Origin of the sequence: Clostridium sp. (assembly GCF_051656525.1) — a bacterium.
Classification (GTDB): Bacteria; Bacillota; Clostridia; order Clostridiales; family Clostridiaceae; genus Clostridium.
This window is the reverse complement of the sequence record NZ_JBOGCC010000246.1, coordinates 1-17,101: the sequence shown is the minus strand read 5'-3', so window position 1 is coordinate 17,101 and position 17,101 is coordinate 1. Positions and strand designations below refer to the sequence as shown.

General features: G+C 27.7%; 16 protein-coding genes. 6 read left to right on the top strand and 10 right to left on the bottom strand.

What is annotated here, in order from left to right:
* The 4 genes from ACRDDY_RS12355 to ACRDDY_RS12340 form a co-directional block, all read right to left on the bottom strand.
* On the bottom strand, positions 1 to 494 hold a 494-nt coding region (locus ACRDDY_RS12355; RefSeq protein WP_438565253.1), incomplete at its 3' end, for an ABC transporter permease.
* A 14-nt stretch (positions 495 to 508) separates the two neighbouring features.
* On the bottom strand, positions 509 to 1,438 hold the full coding sequence (locus ACRDDY_RS12350) for an ABC transporter permease (RefSeq protein ID WP_438565252.1): 930 nt from the start codon (positions 1,436 to 1,438) through the stop codon (positions 509 to 511).
* 446 nt (positions 1,439 to 1,884) lie between these two features.
* A complete protein-coding gene (locus ACRDDY_RS12345; protein ID WP_438565251.1) occupies positions 1,885 to 3,021 on the bottom strand; it encodes a pyridoxal phosphate-dependent aminotransferase in 1,137 nt (378 codons plus the stop codon).
* Positions 3,022 to 3,558, bottom strand: coding sequence for a cob(I)yrinic acid a,c-diamide adenosyltransferase (locus tag ACRDDY_RS12340; protein ID WP_438565250.1), 537 nt, complete (start codon positions 3,556 to 3,558; stop codon positions 3,022 to 3,024).
* Positions 3,559 to 3,736: 178 nt separating this feature from the next.
* Here ACRDDY_RS12340 and dapD point away from each other — a divergent pair, with 178 nt between their 5' ends.
* Complete coding sequence (dapD, locus tag ACRDDY_RS12335) at positions 3,737 to 4,447, top strand: 2,3,4,5-tetrahydropyridine-2,6-dicarboxylate N-acetyltransferase (protein WP_438565249.1); 711 nt, start codon at positions 3,737 to 3,739, stop codon at positions 4,445 to 4,447.
* 42 nt (positions 4,448 to 4,489) lie between these two features.
* Here the strand turns inward: dapD and ACRDDY_RS12330 are convergent, their stop codons facing one another.
* Positions 4,490 to 5,155: a single-stranded DNA-binding protein gene (locus ACRDDY_RS12330; protein ID WP_438565248.1), complete on the bottom strand. Its 666-nt coding sequence runs from the start codon at positions 5,153 to 5,155 to the stop codon at positions 4,490 to 4,492.
* A 137-nt stretch (positions 5,156 to 5,292) separates the two neighbouring features.
* Positions 5,293 to 5,985, bottom strand: coding sequence for a polysaccharide deacetylase family protein (locus ACRDDY_RS12325; protein ID WP_438565247.1), 693 nt, complete (start codon positions 5,983 to 5,985; stop codon positions 5,293 to 5,295).
* A 130-nt stretch (positions 5,986 to 6,115) separates the two neighbouring features.
* On the opposite strand from ACRDDY_RS12325, the gene ACRDDY_RS12320 reads away from it, so the two are divergent.
* Entirely contained in the window at positions 6,116 to 6,646 is a 531-nt protein-coding gene (locus tag ACRDDY_RS12320; RefSeq protein ID WP_438565246.1) for a DUF4364 family protein, read from the top strand.
* Here the strand turns inward: ACRDDY_RS12320 and ACRDDY_RS12315 are convergent.
* Positions 6,636 to 7,523: a YncE family protein gene (locus ACRDDY_RS12315; protein ID WP_438565245.1), complete on the bottom strand. Its 888-nt coding sequence runs from the start codon at positions 7,521 to 7,523 to the stop codon at positions 6,636 to 6,638. The genes ACRDDY_RS12320 and ACRDDY_RS12315 overlap by 11 nt on opposite strands.
* A 185-nt stretch (positions 7,524 to 7,708) precedes the next feature.
* On the opposite strand from ACRDDY_RS12315, the gene ACRDDY_RS12310 reads away from it, so the two are divergent.
* The gene (locus ACRDDY_RS12310) at positions 7,709 to 7,948 is read left to right on the top strand and encodes a TIGR03905 family TSCPD domain-containing protein (protein WP_438565244.1); all 240 of its coding nucleotides are present in this window, start codon (positions 7,709 to 7,711) and stop codon (positions 7,946 to 7,948) included.
* A 41-nt stretch (positions 7,949 to 7,989) separates the two neighbouring features.
* Here the strand turns inward: ACRDDY_RS12310 and ACRDDY_RS12305 are convergent, their stop codons facing one another.
* Positions 7,990 to 9,273, bottom strand: coding sequence for a bifunctional folylpolyglutamate synthase/dihydrofolate synthase (locus ACRDDY_RS12305; protein ID WP_438565243.1), 1,284 nt, complete (start codon positions 9,271 to 9,273; stop codon positions 7,990 to 7,992).
* A 265-nt stretch (positions 9,274 to 9,538) separates the two neighbouring features.
* Here ACRDDY_RS12305 and ACRDDY_RS12300 point away from each other — a divergent pair, with 265 nt between their 5' ends.
* The 3 genes from ACRDDY_RS12300 (at position 9,539) to ACRDDY_RS12290 (ending at position 15,154) form a co-directional block, all read left to right on the top strand.
* Positions 9,539 to 10,753 carry an FprA family A-type flavoprotein gene (locus ACRDDY_RS12300; RefSeq protein WP_438565242.1) on the top strand — a complete coding sequence of 405 codons (1,215 nt, stop codon included), beginning with the start codon at positions 9,539 to 9,541 and terminating at the stop codon, positions 10,751 to 10,753.
* Positions 10,754 to 10,893: 140 nt separating this feature from the next.
* On the top strand, positions 10,894 to 12,243 hold the full coding sequence (locus ACRDDY_RS12295; RefSeq protein ID WP_438565241.1) for an MATE family efflux transporter: 1,350 nt from the start codon (positions 10,894 to 10,896) through the stop codon (positions 12,241 to 12,243).
* A 112-nt stretch (positions 12,244 to 12,355) separates the two neighbouring features.
* Positions 12,356 to 15,154, top strand: a complete 2,799-nt coding sequence (locus ACRDDY_RS12290) for an endo-beta-N-acetylglucosaminidase (RefSeq protein ID WP_438565240.1) — start codon at positions 12,356 to 12,358, stop codon at positions 15,152 to 15,154.
* 62 nt (positions 15,155 to 15,216) lie between these two features.
* Here ACRDDY_RS12290 and ACRDDY_RS12285 read toward each other — a convergent pair whose 3' ends face one another.
* The gene (locus tag ACRDDY_RS12285) at positions 15,217 to 15,888 is read right to left on the bottom strand and encodes a GTP pyrophosphokinase (RefSeq protein WP_438565239.1); all 672 of its coding nucleotides are present in this window, start codon (positions 15,886 to 15,888) and stop codon (positions 15,217 to 15,219) included.
* A 74-nt stretch (positions 15,889 to 15,962) separates the two neighbouring features.
* Positions 15,963 to 17,101, bottom strand: a 1,139-nt coding sequence (locus ACRDDY_RS12280; protein WP_438565238.1) for a class I tRNA ligase family protein, incomplete at its 5' end; no start/stop codon positions are given.

The window sequence follows — 17,101 nt, the reverse complement described above, 5'->3', positions numbered from 1 at the left end:
TTTAAAACTGCCATAATTAAAACTGCATATATCATTGTTGGAATTGAATAAAGACAATCTACTATTCTCATCATAATATTATCTACTTTTCCACCAAAAAATCCTGCAACTGCTCCATAAACAACTCCTATAACAAGATTTATAATAGCTGCTCCTATTCCCACTATTAAAGAATACTTAGCTCCCATCATTACCCTTACAAATAAATCACGTCCTAAAGTATCTGTTCCCATAAGATGTGCCATACTTGGACCTAAGTTAGATGCTGTTTTATCTTGTCCATCATAAGTATATTGTGAAACCATTGGCGTTATGATAACAGCTAATACAAAAAGTATTATAATTATTAATGAAACTATTGCTACTTTATTAGTTTTTAATCTTCTCCATGCATCTTTCCAATATCCTACACTTGGTCTTACATTCTTTTCAAATGTTTTTTCCTCCTTAGAAACTGGAGTAAACATTTCTTTATTAAACTTTAAATTTTCCATATCTTTACCCCTTTCTAACTTTCTAAATTTGATAATTTTATTCTTGGATCTATAACTACATACATAATATCTACAATTAAATTACATATAACTATTAATGTACTAAAGAATACTAAAACTCCAAGAAGCATTGAATAATCTCTATTTGTTATTGTTGATACAAATTCATTTCCAAGCCCTGGTATTCCAAAGATTTTTTCTACTACAAAAGATCCTGTAAGTATTCCTGCTATTAATGGTCCCATATACGTTACTATTGGGATTAATGAATTTCTAAGTGCATGTTTAAATATTACTGTTTTTTCACTTAATCCTTTTGCCTTTGCTGTTCTTATATAATCTGATTTTAAAACATCTATAAGCTTACTTCTTGTAAGCCTTGTTATAAATGCTGTTGAACTTCCTGCAAGTGCAATTACTGGCATTATATAATTTATAGGTTTATCTAACCCTATTGCTGTTGGTATTATTTTTAGCTTCACAACTAAGAAATATATAAGTAGTGAGCTAATTACAAAGCTTGGTATTGTTATTCCAAGTGTTGAAATAAACATACATACCCTATCTGGCCATTTACCAGATTTTAATGCTGATAAAATTCCAAGTAGTATTCCAACTACTAATGAAAAACTTACTGCAACTAGTCCAAGTTTTGCTGATTTAGGAAAAGAATATTCAATTACATCTATAACTTTTCTTCCTCTAAACTGCATTGATTCTCCTAAATCACCTTTTAAAAGATTTCCCATATAAATTTTGTATTGTTCCCCTAGTGGTTTATCTAAACCATATTGTTCATTAAGGACTGCTTTAATTTCTGGTGTCATTTTTTCGCCATCAAAAGGTCCTCCTGGCATTAATCTTATTAGGAAAAATGCTATAGTAATTACTACCCAAATTGTTGCAATACTTACTAAAATTCTTTGTCCTATATACTTTGCCATATTATCTCCCCCATTCTTTGCTGCTATCTATCCGTTAGCTGATTTATTAATAATTATATTATATTTAACTCTTTTGTCAAATAATACCGTTAATTATTGAAGCTTATTTTTATTACTTTGTCAAAAAATAAAGTGTATTATTATTATTTTGAAATTCATTTTTTTCTTAACTTTTATCTCTCAAACCCTTTTATTCACAAGGTTTAATCCTATTTTTGGAAATTTATTTTTTTTATTAATCTATCTATTATGTCAATTTTCATCCTCTTTTTTTTGTTAATTTGGATTTTTTAACTCTAGTTATTTTTTTGTACATTTACTATTTTTTGTTTTTTCGGTGCGAACATTTCTTATTTTTTTCTTTCTAAAAGTTGTTTTAATCTACAAAAAAAAGACTGTAGTTTACTTTATTGTTTCACTACAATCTTTTCTAGTTTTTCTTTTATCTAATTTAATTTTTTTATAAATTCTTCTATTTTATCTAATGCTTTTTCTAATTCATTAATAGAATAACAATAAGATATTCTCATATATCCTTCTCCTAAACTACCAAAAGCATTTCCTGGAACACATGCGACTTTTTGTTCATTTAATAGCCTTTCACAAAACTCATCTGATGTCATTTTGAATTTTTTTATACTTGGAAATACGTAAAAAGCTCCATTTGGATTTGAGACTTCCATTCCCATATCTTCTAATCTTTTCACTACGTATTCTTTTCTCTTTTTAAATTCATTTTTCATAAACTCTACATCATCCATGGAATTTTTAAGACCTTCTAAAATTCCATATTGAACTATTGATGGAGCACATGAAACTCCATATTGATGCACTTTCATTACTTCTTTCATTACATTCCCTTTTGCACAAACATATCCAAGTCTTAGTCCAGTTGCTGAAAACATTTTAGAAAAACCACTAATATATATAATTTTTTCTAAAATTTCTTCCTCTTGTGCTACTGAATAATACTCATCATAGATAATTGCACCATATATTTCATCTGTTATTACTAATATTTCATTTTCTCTTATAATTTCTACTAAGTCCTCTTTATCTTTTTTAGATAAAATTGCTCCTGTAGGATTAGTTGGAAAAGATAAAATTAATACTTTACAATTATTCTCTTTTAACTTTTCTTTTATTTTAGCTATGTCTACTGTAAAGTCTGCTTTTAATCCATAATCTATAATATCTGCTCCAAGTATAGTTCCTATACTTTCATAAGCTGGATAGGCTGGATTTGGAATTAATATTTTATCTCCTTCATTTATAAGACTTTGAAGAACTGCATAAATCCCTTCACTTCCACCAACAGTTAAACAAATATCTTCACTTTTATAATTTATATTTAAACTATTTAAATATTTTGCTATTTCATCTCTTAATTCTTTTATACCTGCATTACTTGTATATGTAGTTAAATCTTTATCAATTGCATTTTTCATTCCAATTTTTATAGCTTCTGGTGTGTTAAAATCTGGTTGCCCAAGTGTTAGGCTAATAGCATTGTCTACTTTTAAAACTTTATTATAGAATTTTCTTATTCCTGAAATTTGAACCTTTTCTACATTCTTATTCATTTAATACTCAATCCCCCTTCTACTAGTAACTCCTTTTTCATAGTAATGTTTTATCATTTTCATCTCTGTTACTAAATCTGCTTTTTCAATTACTTCTTGTGGTACGTTTCTTCCTGTCATTATTACTTCCATATTTTCTGGTTTATTTTCTATAATATATAAAACTTCCTCTACAGTTAAAAACTTATTACCTAAAGCCCCCATAATTTCATCTATTATTAAAAGATCAGTATCATTTTTCTCTAATCTTTCTAATATAAAGTTATATCCTACTCTTATTTCTTTCTTTAAAAGTTCTATTTGCTCTTCATTTAAATTCCAAACAAAATCCTTCTTACTTTCAAATCTATATATTTTAAAATTATCATTTAGTTCTTCTACAGTTTTTAATTCTCCTGTATATCCTCCTTTTAAAAATTGTAACATTGTTACCTTAAGTCCATTTCCATATGCTCTCATTCCTTGTCCTATGGCTGCTGTAGTCTTTCCCTTTCCATTCCCTGTATATATTTGAACTAATCCTTTTTCTAATTTCATTTTTTATCACTCCTCTAATATAAATTATCTCTAAACTTTCTATGATTTTATTCTACATTATTAATTATTCTCTAGCAAATGGACTTTTTTTTAATTTACCCCTTTTAAACAAGCCCTATTTTTATTATAATTAATTACACACATATAAAATTCGACAAAATTAGAAAGGATGATAAACATGGAATATAATTTTACTGATCCATATGAAATCGCAAGATTCATAAAAGAAACAAAAAAATCTACACCACTTAAAATTTTCGTAAACGGAAATCTTAAAGATGCTGATTTAGAAAATATAGAATGGTATGGAACTGATAACTTCTACATCTTAATTGGAGAATCAGACATATTAACTAAAGTTATTTTAGACAATAAGGATAAAATAAAGCACTTCAGAATTGAAAATGATAGAAGAAATTCTGCAATTCCAATGCTTGATATAAAAGAAATTGATGCAAGAATTGAGCCAGGTGCTATAATTCGTGACAGAGTTTCAATTGGTAAAAATGCAGTTATTATGATGGGTGCTGTTATAAACATTGGAGCTGAAATTGGTGAAGGAACTATGGTTGATATGAATGCTGTTATTGGTGCTCGTGGAAAACTTGGTAATAATGTTCACTTAGGAGCTGGAGCTGTTGTAGCAGGTGTTCTTGAGCCACCAAGTAAGTCACCTTGTGAAATTGCTGATAATGTTTTAATAGGTGCTAATGCTGTTATTCTTGAAGGAATAAAAGTTGGAAAAGGTTCAGTTGTTGCAGCTGGTTCTGTTGTAACTGAAGATGTACCTGCTGGTGTAGTTGTAGCTGGGTCACCTGCTAAAATTATTAAATCAGTTGATGATCAAACTAAAGATAAAACTCAATTATTAGATGATTTAAGAAAATAATCTAATAAAATAAGCAAGTACTTTTTGTACTTGCTTTATTTTCTATACTGCACCTTCTCTTTCATCTTGAAGGATTATTTCCTCTTCATTATCTCTTACTCTTTCCATTTTAGATATAGATACTTCGTAAGCTATTTTCTTAATAACCTCACTATCTGATACTTTCTTTTGATACTCTCTGCTTTGAAGTCTTCCCCAAATTCTTATGTTGTCTCCAACTTCTAACATTTTGCAAAATCTTGAATTTCTTCCCCATGCAATTGTAGGAATATAGTCTGATTTGTTATAAGCTCTATTTACTGCTAATAATACGTCAGCAATTTCTCTTCCAAATGGTGTTGTTCTATACACTGGTTCTTTACATATATATCCATCTAAATATATTTCATTTGGATTCTTACTTCTTTCTAAGCATGGCTCTATATTTCTTGCAAAAACAGTTAATATTAACTTATTAGTTCCATCCATAAATTTGTTATATGATCTTAATTGACCATCTACTACTATTTCTGTTCCTATACTTATATCTACACCTGTTAAAAGTCTTTCTGAAACCGTTATATTCAGTATGTCTACTGAATCACTAAGTCTCATAACTTCTAAATCAAAAGTATAAAAACCCTCTCCGTACATTTCGTGACTGAATTCCTTTTCTGAAATTACCTTACCTTCTAAGTAAATTTTATTGTTTAACATTAAATTATCCATTGTAAACCCCTCGCTCCCTTTGTAATAAAATTTGTGCCCCTAAAAAAAACCCAACACAAATATATTTCCATTATAATACATATGCTTATCTTTTATCAATGTTTTTTGAAATTTATTTTAAATTTATTAATTTTTAATTAATTTTTTCTCAAAACCCCAAAACTATACCCCTCTTTTTTGCATTCCTTTATTAATCTATCTAAATTTTCCGGAGTATATCTTCCATTATTATGATAAAGAATTATTGAACCACCCTTTATTTTCTTTTTTACATTCAAATATTCTTTTTCTAGTCCTTTATTCATCCAGTCTCTTGAATCAATATTCCACTCTATTGGTACATAATTTAAATCATATACTACTTTTACTGCTTCATCTTTAAATGAGCCACTTGGAAATCTAAAAATTTCTGTTTTTATTCCAATCTCTTTCCTTATTATATTTTCTGTTTTTAATATTTCCTCCTCCATTCTTTCTTTTTTAATTTCTTTAAAATCAGGATGGACATAACTATGATTTCCTATTAAATGTCCCTCTTCATAAATTTTCTTTAACTTTTCTTTATTCCCCTTCGGATATACAACCCATTTTCCCATTATAAAAAATGTAGCCTTTACATCATTTTCTTTTAATATCTCTAATATTTTATATGTATTATCCTTTTTCGCCCAATTTATATCAAATGTTAAAAACAATTCCTTTTTATTTGTTTCTATTTCATATATAGGTTCTCTTTCTTTATTATTTACAGCATCTACTAAAATTCCCTTGTATCCTATTACTATAATTGACATTAATATAACTGCTATTATGTACTTTCTATTTCTCATTTTTTCCTCCTAAAATTTTATTTTATTCTATTAGTATGCAAAAAAATTCTTTATTTATTACTAAACTTCCTTTCTTATAAATTTATGCTATAATTAATTTATACTTTCAAACTTTAATGGAGGTTTTTATATGCATAAGGAAAGTTCTTTAGAATTAGCTGAAAATAAGTTATTAGTTTTATATATATTAAAATTACTTAAACAGCCAATAACAAATACACAACTTACAGAAATAGTTTTAGAAAATAGTTTTATAAACTATTTTACTCTTCAGCAATATATATCTGAATTGTCTGAAGCTACTTTTATTCAATACACTGAAGTATCTGATAAAAAATTAATTTCTTTAACAGAAAAAGGAGATAGTGTTTTATCTTTCTTTAAAAATAGAATTTCTGTATCTCAACTTACATCAATAAATGAATATATAAAGGATCATATTGATCTTATAAAAAAGGAATTAACTATTCATAGTGACTATACATTAGCTAAAAATAATAGTTTCTTAGTTCATATAAAGGCACTTGAAGATGATGTCCCTTTAATTGATCTTACACTTTCTGTTCCAACAAAAAAACAAGCCACTTACATTTGTGGTAAGTGGCAGGAAAATCCTTCTGAAATTTATAATCAAATAATTAGTCTATTATTTAATGAATAAGATTTTCAAAAATCATTGCATTAGGTTCATTTCCTACTGCAATGATTTTTTTATCCATATTTTGTTCATTTAACAATATTATTTTTCCCTTATAATAATCAGATATTATAAGATTTTCATCCTTCTTTAATAATCCTTTTGGCATTCCTCCAACCATTATCTTGTAACTACTTTTATCTAATCTATTTATAACACTTATGCTTCCCTCACCAAAATTTGCTACATATATCAAATTTTCACTTTCAATTAAATCTATTGGAAATGCACCAACTCTATATTCTTCTTTAATCTTAAAATCCTCTAAAGAATACGTTATTAATTTTCCTTTCATATGTTGTTTAAAAGAATTTACACATACTAATAACTCATTATTAGCTTTTGATAATTCTACTTTTGTTGGAGCTTCTTTTAAAAAAATTTCTCTTTCAACTTTTTTTGTTCTATTATTAATAATACTTATACTACTACTATTACTATTTGCTATATAAATAAATTCCTCTTTTTCATCAATAGCTAAAGAACTTGGATAATCCCCCACTTTAATTTCAAACTCTATTGTTTTTTTTACTTCATTAAAAATTATTATAGAATTAGAATCACCACAAGCTACATAAATATTTTCTCCTCTCCACTTTATATCTTTAGGATATTTGCCTACAGAATAATTTTCAATTTCTTTAAGATTTTTAATATCCACAAATGTTATTGATTCTGAATAGCAATTAACTACTACCCCCCTTTCCCCCTTAATATCAATGCTTCTCGGTCCAATCTTCTCTCCCCCAAGCTTTAAGGGTAACGTATCTACATACACTCTATCAATATCAACTTTACTTAGGCTATCATTTGAAGTATTACATACAATAATATTCTCCATTTTTCACTCCTTAAATCTTAGGCTATTCTTTTCTTAATATAATATGTTTCTTTATTTCTTCTTGGAACAAATTCCTCCATTTTTCTCCTTTATTATTTCCATAAATACCTTTATAATAAATTTAGGTAAAAATTAGACTTACCTAAATTAAATTTTATTTTAGTTACTTTAAGGGGGAATTTATAATGTTCGTATATAAAACTAAAGGAGTATGTTCAACAGAAATTCATATTCAAACTGAAGGAGATTTTATAAAATCAGTTAATTTTATAAATGGATGTCCTGGAAATCTTTTTGGAATTTCAGAACTTATAAAAGGAATGAAAATAACAGATGCTATTGAAAAACTAGAAGGAATTAAATGTAAAAGTAAAGATACATCATGTCCTGATCAACTTTCATTAGCACTTAAAGAATTATTATAAAAAAAGCTTTTAGCAGAAAATTTCTCTCTGCTAAAAGCTTTTTAATTTTTATTAATTATGCCTCTAAGTGCTCCTATCATATATAAAGAACCAGTAGCTAAAACTAAATCATCTTCTTTAGCTTTACTATAAATATAATTATATCCCTCCTCATAACTTTCAAAGGCCCTTACATTTTTATTTATTTTTTCTACTTCTCTCTTTAAATCTTCTGAAAGCTCTGCTCTATCACTATTTGGAGTTAATGCAACTATCTCTTCTGCATCTTTAGCTATTATATCTATCATTTCTTCTACTTGCTTATCAGCTAATATTCCAAGTAGTAAATATATTTTCTTTTCCTTAAAATATATATCTATATTTTCCTTTAAAACCTTTATTCCATCTATATTATGAGCCCCATCTATAACTACTAAAGGTTTCTCTTTTAAAATCTCTAGTCTTCCATTCCATCTTACATTCTTTAATGCCTTTTCTATATTTTTAGGATTTTCTAAAACTTCTTCCACTACTCTTATAGCTAAAGCACAATTTAAAATTTGATGTTTTCCTAAAAGTCCTAAATCAAAATTATAGATTTTATTCTTTCCTTTTATTTCAACATGCTGATATATCTGTCCATTCTCATTAATAACGTTTATAAACTCTCCATCACTCTCTTTAATTTCTATAAGCTTTGAATTTTTTTCTTTTGCTACTTTCTCTATAACTTTAAGTGCCTCTAACTTCTGAGGATAACTTACAACAGTTTTTTCCCTTTTTATTATTCCACATTTTTCACTTGCTATTTTTTCTAACGTGCTCCCTAGAATATTCATATGATCTAAACTAATTGATGTTAAAATAGATATAATAGGATCTATTACATTTGTTGCATCTAATTTTCCACCAAGTCCTACTTCTACAACTGCAAAATCTACTTTCTTTTCGTAAAAATATAAAAACATAAGACATGTTATTATTTCAAACTCTGTAACTTTTCCAATTCCTTCTTTATCTACTATAGATACTACATTTTTTATTTTCTCAACATATACAGCTAAATCTTTTTTTTCTATATTTTTTCTATCGATCTGTATTCTTTCCTCAAATTCCTCCAAAAAAGGTGATGTATACATTCCTACCTTATATCCCTCTTTAATAAGGATTTCTGTTATCATAGAAGTAGTCGATCCCTTTCCATTAGTTCCTCCAACATGAATAATCTTTATTTTTTTTTCTGGATTATCTAGTAATTCTAAAACTCTTTCCACTCTTGTAAGTCCATAATCTGAACCAAAATTATTTACTTTATGTATATATTCTCTTGCCTCTTTATAATTCATTTTTCTTTTACACTTCCTTAAAATCTATTTTATCTCTATTTTATCTATAAATTTAACATAAACTTTCATTTTAGTTTACATTTTACACCAATTTACTAGTTTAATAAAGCTTATAATAATACTATAAAATATTTTTGTTTTTTAATCATAAGTAAATTTTTATTTTAATGATTTGTTTACTTATAGTGTGAAGTTTGTTACAATTGTAATATCAAAATTATTATTATAAAATAAAAATTATTAGTTATATATAGAGGTGTTTAGGATGAAGTTTAAAGAAATTAAAAATGATATTTACTGGGTTGGTGCATTAGATCCAGGACTTAGAATATTTGATATTATAATGTATACTCCTTATGGAACTACTTATAACTCATACGTAGTTAAAGGAAGCGAAAAAACTGCTCTTTTTGAAACAGTTAAGGAAAGATGTTTTGATGAATATTTAAAAACACTTGGAAGTCTTGAAATTAAAGGTGAAGAAATTGACTATATAGTTGTTGATCATACAGAACCAGATCATTCTGGTTCTGTTGGAAAAATTCTTGATATGTCACCAAATGCTAAAGTTGTTGGTTCATCTCAAGCTATAAATTATTTAAAAGAAATATTAAATAGAGATTTTGATTATATAATCGCTAAAGATGGTGATGAACTATCTCTTGGAAATAAAACATTAAGATTTATTTCTGCACCATTTTTACATTGGCCAGATTCAATGTATACTTATGTGAAAGAAGATAATGTTTTAATAACTTGTGACTCATTTGGGAGTCATTATTCTACTGAAAATGTATTTAATGATTTAGTAGAAAATAAAGAGCATTATCTTGAAGCTTTAAGTTATTATTACAACTGTATCTTTGGACCATTTAAACCATTTGTTTTAAAAGCAATTGCTAAAATAGAAAATCTTGATATCGACGTAATTTGTCCAGGTCATGGTCCTGTTTTAAGAGATAATCCTATGGAAATAGTCGAAACTTATAGAAACTGGAGCACACCTGTTAAGCCTAAAATAAATGGTGATAAAAAAGTCACTATCTCTTATGTAAGTGCTTATGGATACACTCGTGAAATGGCTGAAGCTATTAAAGAAGGAATTCAAAAAAATCATAATGTCGAAGTAAAAATGTATGATGTTATAGAACATGAAACTAGTACAATTGTTCAAGATATAGAGGAATCTGATGGTATTTTATTTGGTTCACCAACTATTGTTAATGAACTTTTACCTCCAATTAGAATTCTTCTTGCAAATTTAAACCCAATTATTCATGGTGGTAAATTTGCAGCATCATTTGGTTCATATGGATGGAGTGGTGAAGCTGTTCCTAGAATGGATAGTAGATTAAAAGAATTAAAAATGAAATTAGTTGCAGAAGGTTTAGCTATTAAATTTAGAGCTTCTGAATCACAATTAACTGAACTTAGAGAATTTGGTGAAAACTTCTCTAAAAAAATGTTTGGCGAAATCTAATTTAAATTAAAATTTTAATAGACTAATAGATGAAGACTCTTTTCATCTATTAGTTTTTTTATTAATAAATAGTTCACCCGTATTTAATTCTACTTCCATTTCTATATGCTAATATTTTAATATTAGAAAGGAGTTTTTTTATGGATAGAAATTATACTTTAGGAGAAGAAAATCCTAAAAAAGCTGTATTAAGATTAAGTTCTCCTAGTGCAGTGTCTACTGTATCCACAGTAATTTACAATGTAATTGATACTATTTTTATAGGACGATATGTATTCACTCTTGGTATTGATGCAGTTTCTATATATCTTCCTATACAAATGATGATAATGGCCCTTACTCAACTTTTCACTTCTGGTATAGGCTCATATATATCTAGGGCACTTGGGAAAAAAGATATAAAAAATGCAACAAAGGCTGCTGGAAGTCTATTTTTTTGTATTTTTTTCCTTTCCATATTTTTATGTATTATTGGTTTTATTTTTGCAAAACCTATTGTAATGGCTTTTGGTGCCTTTGGTAAAGCTATTCCCTATGCTACCACTTATGCTAAAGCTATGTTTATTGGAATACTATTTTATCCTTTATGTATTGCATCAAATAATATCTTAAGAGCTGAAGGAAATTCTTTTCACTCTATGATTGGCACTATTATTAGTATAATATCTAATATACTTTTAGACTTTTTATTTATAGTTATTTTTAAATGGGGTGTTTTAGGTGCTGGTCTTGCAACTACCCTTTCAAAACTTATAAATTTAATTTATTTACTATACATATTTAAATTCAAATCATTTTTAAAAATTAAAATATCCGATATAAAATTTAATTTTAAACTTATTAAAGAATCTCTTCCTATTGGTTTTTCAACATTCTTAAATCAATTTATTGGAAGTATTTCTATGATGCTTTTAAATAAAGATTTATATCATTTTGGTGGAAACTATGCAATTGCTATTTATGGAATTGTCTATAAGCTTACATCATTTATTCAACGTTCCGTTGCTGGATTCTGCCGTGGAACTCAACCTTTAATAGGATATAGTTTTTCTTCTAAAAACATATCTCGTATGAAATCTTGTGTAAAGTATAATCTTTTTTATACCGTACTCGGTGGAACAATTTGTACTGCAGTTTTAATGATTTTCTCTAAGCTATTTATAAATTTATTTTCAAATAATACAAAACTTATAAATTACGGAAGTCATATTTTAATAATTGCACTTTTAGCATCTCCTTTACTTGGAATTTACTTTTTATCAATTTCATTCTTTAGAGCTATTGGCTTTGCTAAAGAATCTATAATATTATCATTATTTAGAAGAGTTATATTCTTTATTCCATTTTTATATCTTTTACCTTATACATTCGGTCTTGGTATAAATGGAATTTGGATTGTTTTACCTCTCTCTAATTTCTTATCAATTTTATTCGGTGGAATCTATGTATTTATCCATATTAAACGAATTTCAAAAGCTACTTTAAATTAAGTAGCTTTTTGCAATTTTTACACATTTATAATAATTTTTACACTATTTTAATAAATGCCATTTATAGTAAAATTTTAATATAACGTTTACAGATTATAGGGGGGATTTTACTATGAAATCTAAAACAAAATTAAAGAAAAAATTAAAATATCTTGTTCCTGTTTTTTTATGCTTTGCTATAAGTGCAAATTTAGTTGCATGTAATAAAGACATTAAAGCGTCATCATCTAATGTTTCTTATTCTATTACAAATGAAGGAAATTCTGAAATCTCTATTTCAACTATGCCAACTTCATCTCACTGGTTCCCAGAGGAATTACTAAAATGGGATGTAAGTATGGATAAAAATGCTGAATTTAATAAAAGTGTTGTTCCTTTAGCTAAAAGAGTTGATAAAGAAAAACTTACACCATCAGTAGATACTCAAAAGAAGGAAGTAAATGTAGTTGCTATTTCTATTATGAATAGTAATACTAGTGGAAACCCTTCACATGGTTCAAATAAGTTTAACTCTAATACATTCTCATATTGGCAATATATTGATAAATTAGTTTATTGGGGTGGTTCTGCTGGAGAAGGTCTTATTGTTCCTCCAAGCCCAGATGTTACAGATGCAGCTCACAGAAATGGTGTACCTGTACTTGGAACTGTATTCTTCCCTATGACTGATCATGGTGGAAAATTAGAATGGCTTGATCAATTCTTAGCCAAAGATGATGAAGGAAGCTTCCCTATTGTTGATAAGCTTATAGAAGTAGCTAATACTTATGGCTTTGATGGTTGGTTTATAAATCAAGAAAGTGAAGGAACTGAAAAAGCTCCATTAAGCAAAAAGCATGCTGATTTAATGAGAGAACTTATTGCTGAATTTAAACAAAAATCTGAAGATAAGTTAGAGGTTATGTGGTATGATTCTATGACTAAAGATGGAAAAATGGATTGGCAAAATGCTATAAATGATAAAAATGATGTTTTCTTAGTAGATGGAGAAAATAAAAATATGTCTGATTCTATGTTCCTTAACTTCTGGTGGACATATAAAAAATTTGCATCTCAAGAACTACTAAAAAACTCTAAAGCTTATGCAGAGAAAAAAGGAATCAATCCATACGACCTTTATGCTGGAATTGATACCCAAGCTGAAGGATTAAACACACATGTTAACTGGAGTCTTTTTGAGGATAAGAATGGGCTTCCTTACACGTCACTTGGACTTTATTGCCCAAGTTGGACATATTTCTCTTCTAATGGTAATTTAGATGAATTCCAAGAAAAAGAGGCAAAATATTGGGTTAATGAACATAAAAACCCTTCAATGAAAACTAACAATAAAGATAAAAAATGGAGAGGAATAAGTACTTATTCTATTGAGCGTTCTTCTGTAACTAGCCTTCCATTTAAGACAAACTTCAATATGGGTAATGGATATAACTTCTTCATAAATGGAGAAAAGGTTTCTTCATTAGATTGGAACAACAGAAGTATGGCTGACATAATGCCAACATTTAGATGGATTATTGATAATGAAGGCTCTAATAAACTTGAAGCTAATATGGACTACTCTACTGCTTACTATGGTGGTAATAGTATTAAATTTACAGGTAAATTAGAAAAAGATAAAGCTTCTACAATAAAATTATTTGCAGCTGACTTAGCATTAGAGAAAAATACACTCTTTACCACTACAGCTAAATCTAATGCTGAAGCTAGCTTAGACTTAGTTTTAGAGTTCCATGATGGATCTACTGAAACTTTAACTGGTGATGAAAAAGTTGGAACTGAATGGTCAACTATTTCTTATGATGTTTCTAAATTAGAAGGAAAATCTATAAAAACTATTTCTTATAAACTTTCTTCTGGAAGTGATGTATCTGATTTAGTATTTAATTTAGGTAATATTACTGTTGAAAATAAAGATGCCTTTAAAGTAGTTGATACTACTGAAGTAAATTTACTTGATTCTACTTTTGAAGAAGATTCTATGTTTGCAGGTGCTCGTCTTTCTATGAAAGCTTCATCTAATGACGATTTAAGTCATTATGAAATTTATAGATTAAATAAAGATAAAAGTAAATCATTCCTTGGTGCTACACCAAATAATCACTTCTTTGTTCATACTTTAGAGCGTGAAAAAGATGTAGATGTTACTGAATTTGAAGTTGTTTCTGTAAGTAAAAATGGTGCACGTGGTGCTTCTAAAACTGCTAAAATGGAATGGCCAAATAATAAAATTCCAAAAGCTTCATTTAAAGTCTCTAAAACCTTAGCTGATATTAATGAAGAAATTACTTTTGAAAATACAAGTTCTTTAGTTACTGAATCAGTAGAATGGTCGTTTCCAGGTGCTACAGTAGAAACTAGCACTGAAAACTCACCAAAGGTTTCTTATGCTAAAGAAGGAACTTATAAAGTAATTTTAAAAGCTAAAAATACTGATGGCGAAGATGAGAAAGTTATGGAAGATTATATAACTATTAAGAAAGGTGCTAAAAACTTAAAGAAACTAAGTTCTGGTGCTAAAGTTACTGCAAGTAGCTTCGTTAATGATGGAGAAGCTCCTAAATTTGCTATAGATGAAGATATTAAGACAAAATGGTGCGCAACAGGAAAAGCACCTCACTCTATTACTCTTGATTTAGGAAGTGATAAACTTATAAGTGAAGTTTCTATGGGACATGCTGAAGCTGGTGGCGAAGGCACTGATATGAATACTAAAAAGTATACTATCGAAATCAGTTCAGATGGCAAAAACTTTACTGAAGTAGCTTCAATAGATAAAAATAGCTTAGCTAATACTACTAATACATTTAAAGCCATTAAAGGACGTTATATAAAAATAACTGTAATCAAACCTACTCAAGGTTCTGATCAGGCAGTAAGAATTTATGATGTTACTGTTAAAGGTCTTTAATTAAAATATATTTTAAGCCTAGTAGAAATTCTACTAGGCTTAATTTTTAACTTGTCCCCTTTTTACTCTTCTCCTGGTGCTAAATTATTTATTTCAAGTTTAATATCAGTCATTTTCTTATCTAATATTTTTATCATATCTGCACATTCTTTAAGTTCATTTGAAATATTATCTAAAGTCTTATCTCTATACTTGTAATATATCTTATGCTCAAGGCTTGCCCAAAAATCCATAGCTATAGTTCTTATTTGAATCTCTACAGCTACATTTTTAGTTCCTGTTGATAAAAATACAGGAATAGTTATTAATACATGTAAGCTTCTATATCCATTTTCTTTAGGTTCTTTTATATAGTCTTTAATTTCATTAACTTCTATATCATCTTGATTTGCCAAAATTTCAAATATTCTATAAATATCCTCTTCAAATGCACAAATTATTCTTACACCTGCAATATCTGTTAAACATTCATTAGCATTTTTAACAGTAGGTTCTATTCCCCTACCTTTTAATTTTCTTATTATACTTTTTGGTTTTTTAACCCTTGTTTTTATATGCTCAATAGGATTATACTCATGCATATTTTTAAATTCATCATTCAGTATATTAAGTTTTGTACTTATTTCATTAACTGCAAAATCATAAGTCATAAGAGCTTTTTTCCACTCTTTTACTTCTTTACTTTCTATCACCAAATCTAAATTATCTTTTTCTTCAATATTTATATTATTCACGCCTCTATCCTACCTTTAAAGTTATTACTCTTAAATAAGGCATTAGCAAAAACTTTTGCTAATGCCTTTTCTTATTATTTTAGTGCATTTAATCTTTCATTAACTGCATCTAACATTTGAACATATTTTACTCTCTTCTCTTTTTCTCCATTAATTACGGCTTCTGGAGCTTTAGCTACAAATCCTTGATTTGAAAGTTTTTTGTCTATTCTTTCAATTTCTCCCTCAAGTTTTTTGTGCTCTTTATTTAATCTTTCAAGTTCTTTTTCTTTATCAACTAAGTCAAGAAGTGGCATAAATAACTCTCCACCTTTAACTACTAGTGATACTGCATTTTCTGGAACTTCATTTTTATTTTCTATAAATGAAACTTCACTTGCTGAAGCTAATTTTTCTATATATGACTTACCATTTAAGAAAGCTTCTTTTGCTTCACTTTCAATATAACAAATAACATTTGCTTTTCTTGATGGTGGAACATTCATTTCAGCTCTTACATTTCTAAGTCCTTTAATAGCCTCTATAATGTATGCCATATTTTCTTCTGCTTTAGAATCTTTGTTTTCTTCTTTAAACTCTGGCCATGCTGAATGAGTTATAGTTTCTTCTTCAACATTTAAGTGAGTAAAGATTTCTTCTGTTATAAATGGCATTACTGGGTGTAATAACTTTAATCCTGTTTCTAAAACAGTATATAATACATTAAATGTTATACCTTTAGCTTTTCTGTCATCTCCATATAATACTGGTTTAACAAGTTCTATATACCAATCACAGAACTCAGTCCACATAAAGTCATATACTTTTTGAAGCGCAATTCCAAGTTCAAATTTATCCATATTTTCAGTTACTTCTTTTACAAGAGTATTTAATTTAGATAATATCCATTTATCTGCTAAAGAATATTCTTTTGAATCTTTGAATTCATTCATTAAATCTCTATCAAGGTTCATCATAACAAATCTTGATGCATTCCATATTTTATTAGCAAAATTTCTTGCAGATTCTACTCTTTCTGGGAAGTATCTTATATCATTTCCTGGTGCATTTCCTGTAACTAACATAAATCTTAAAGCATCTGCTCCATATTCATCAATTACTTCAAGTGGATCTACTCCATTTCCAAGAGATTTACTCATTTTTCTTCCTTCTGAATCTCTTATAATTCCATGAATTAAAACAGTTTCAAATGGTGTTTTATCCATATTATGAA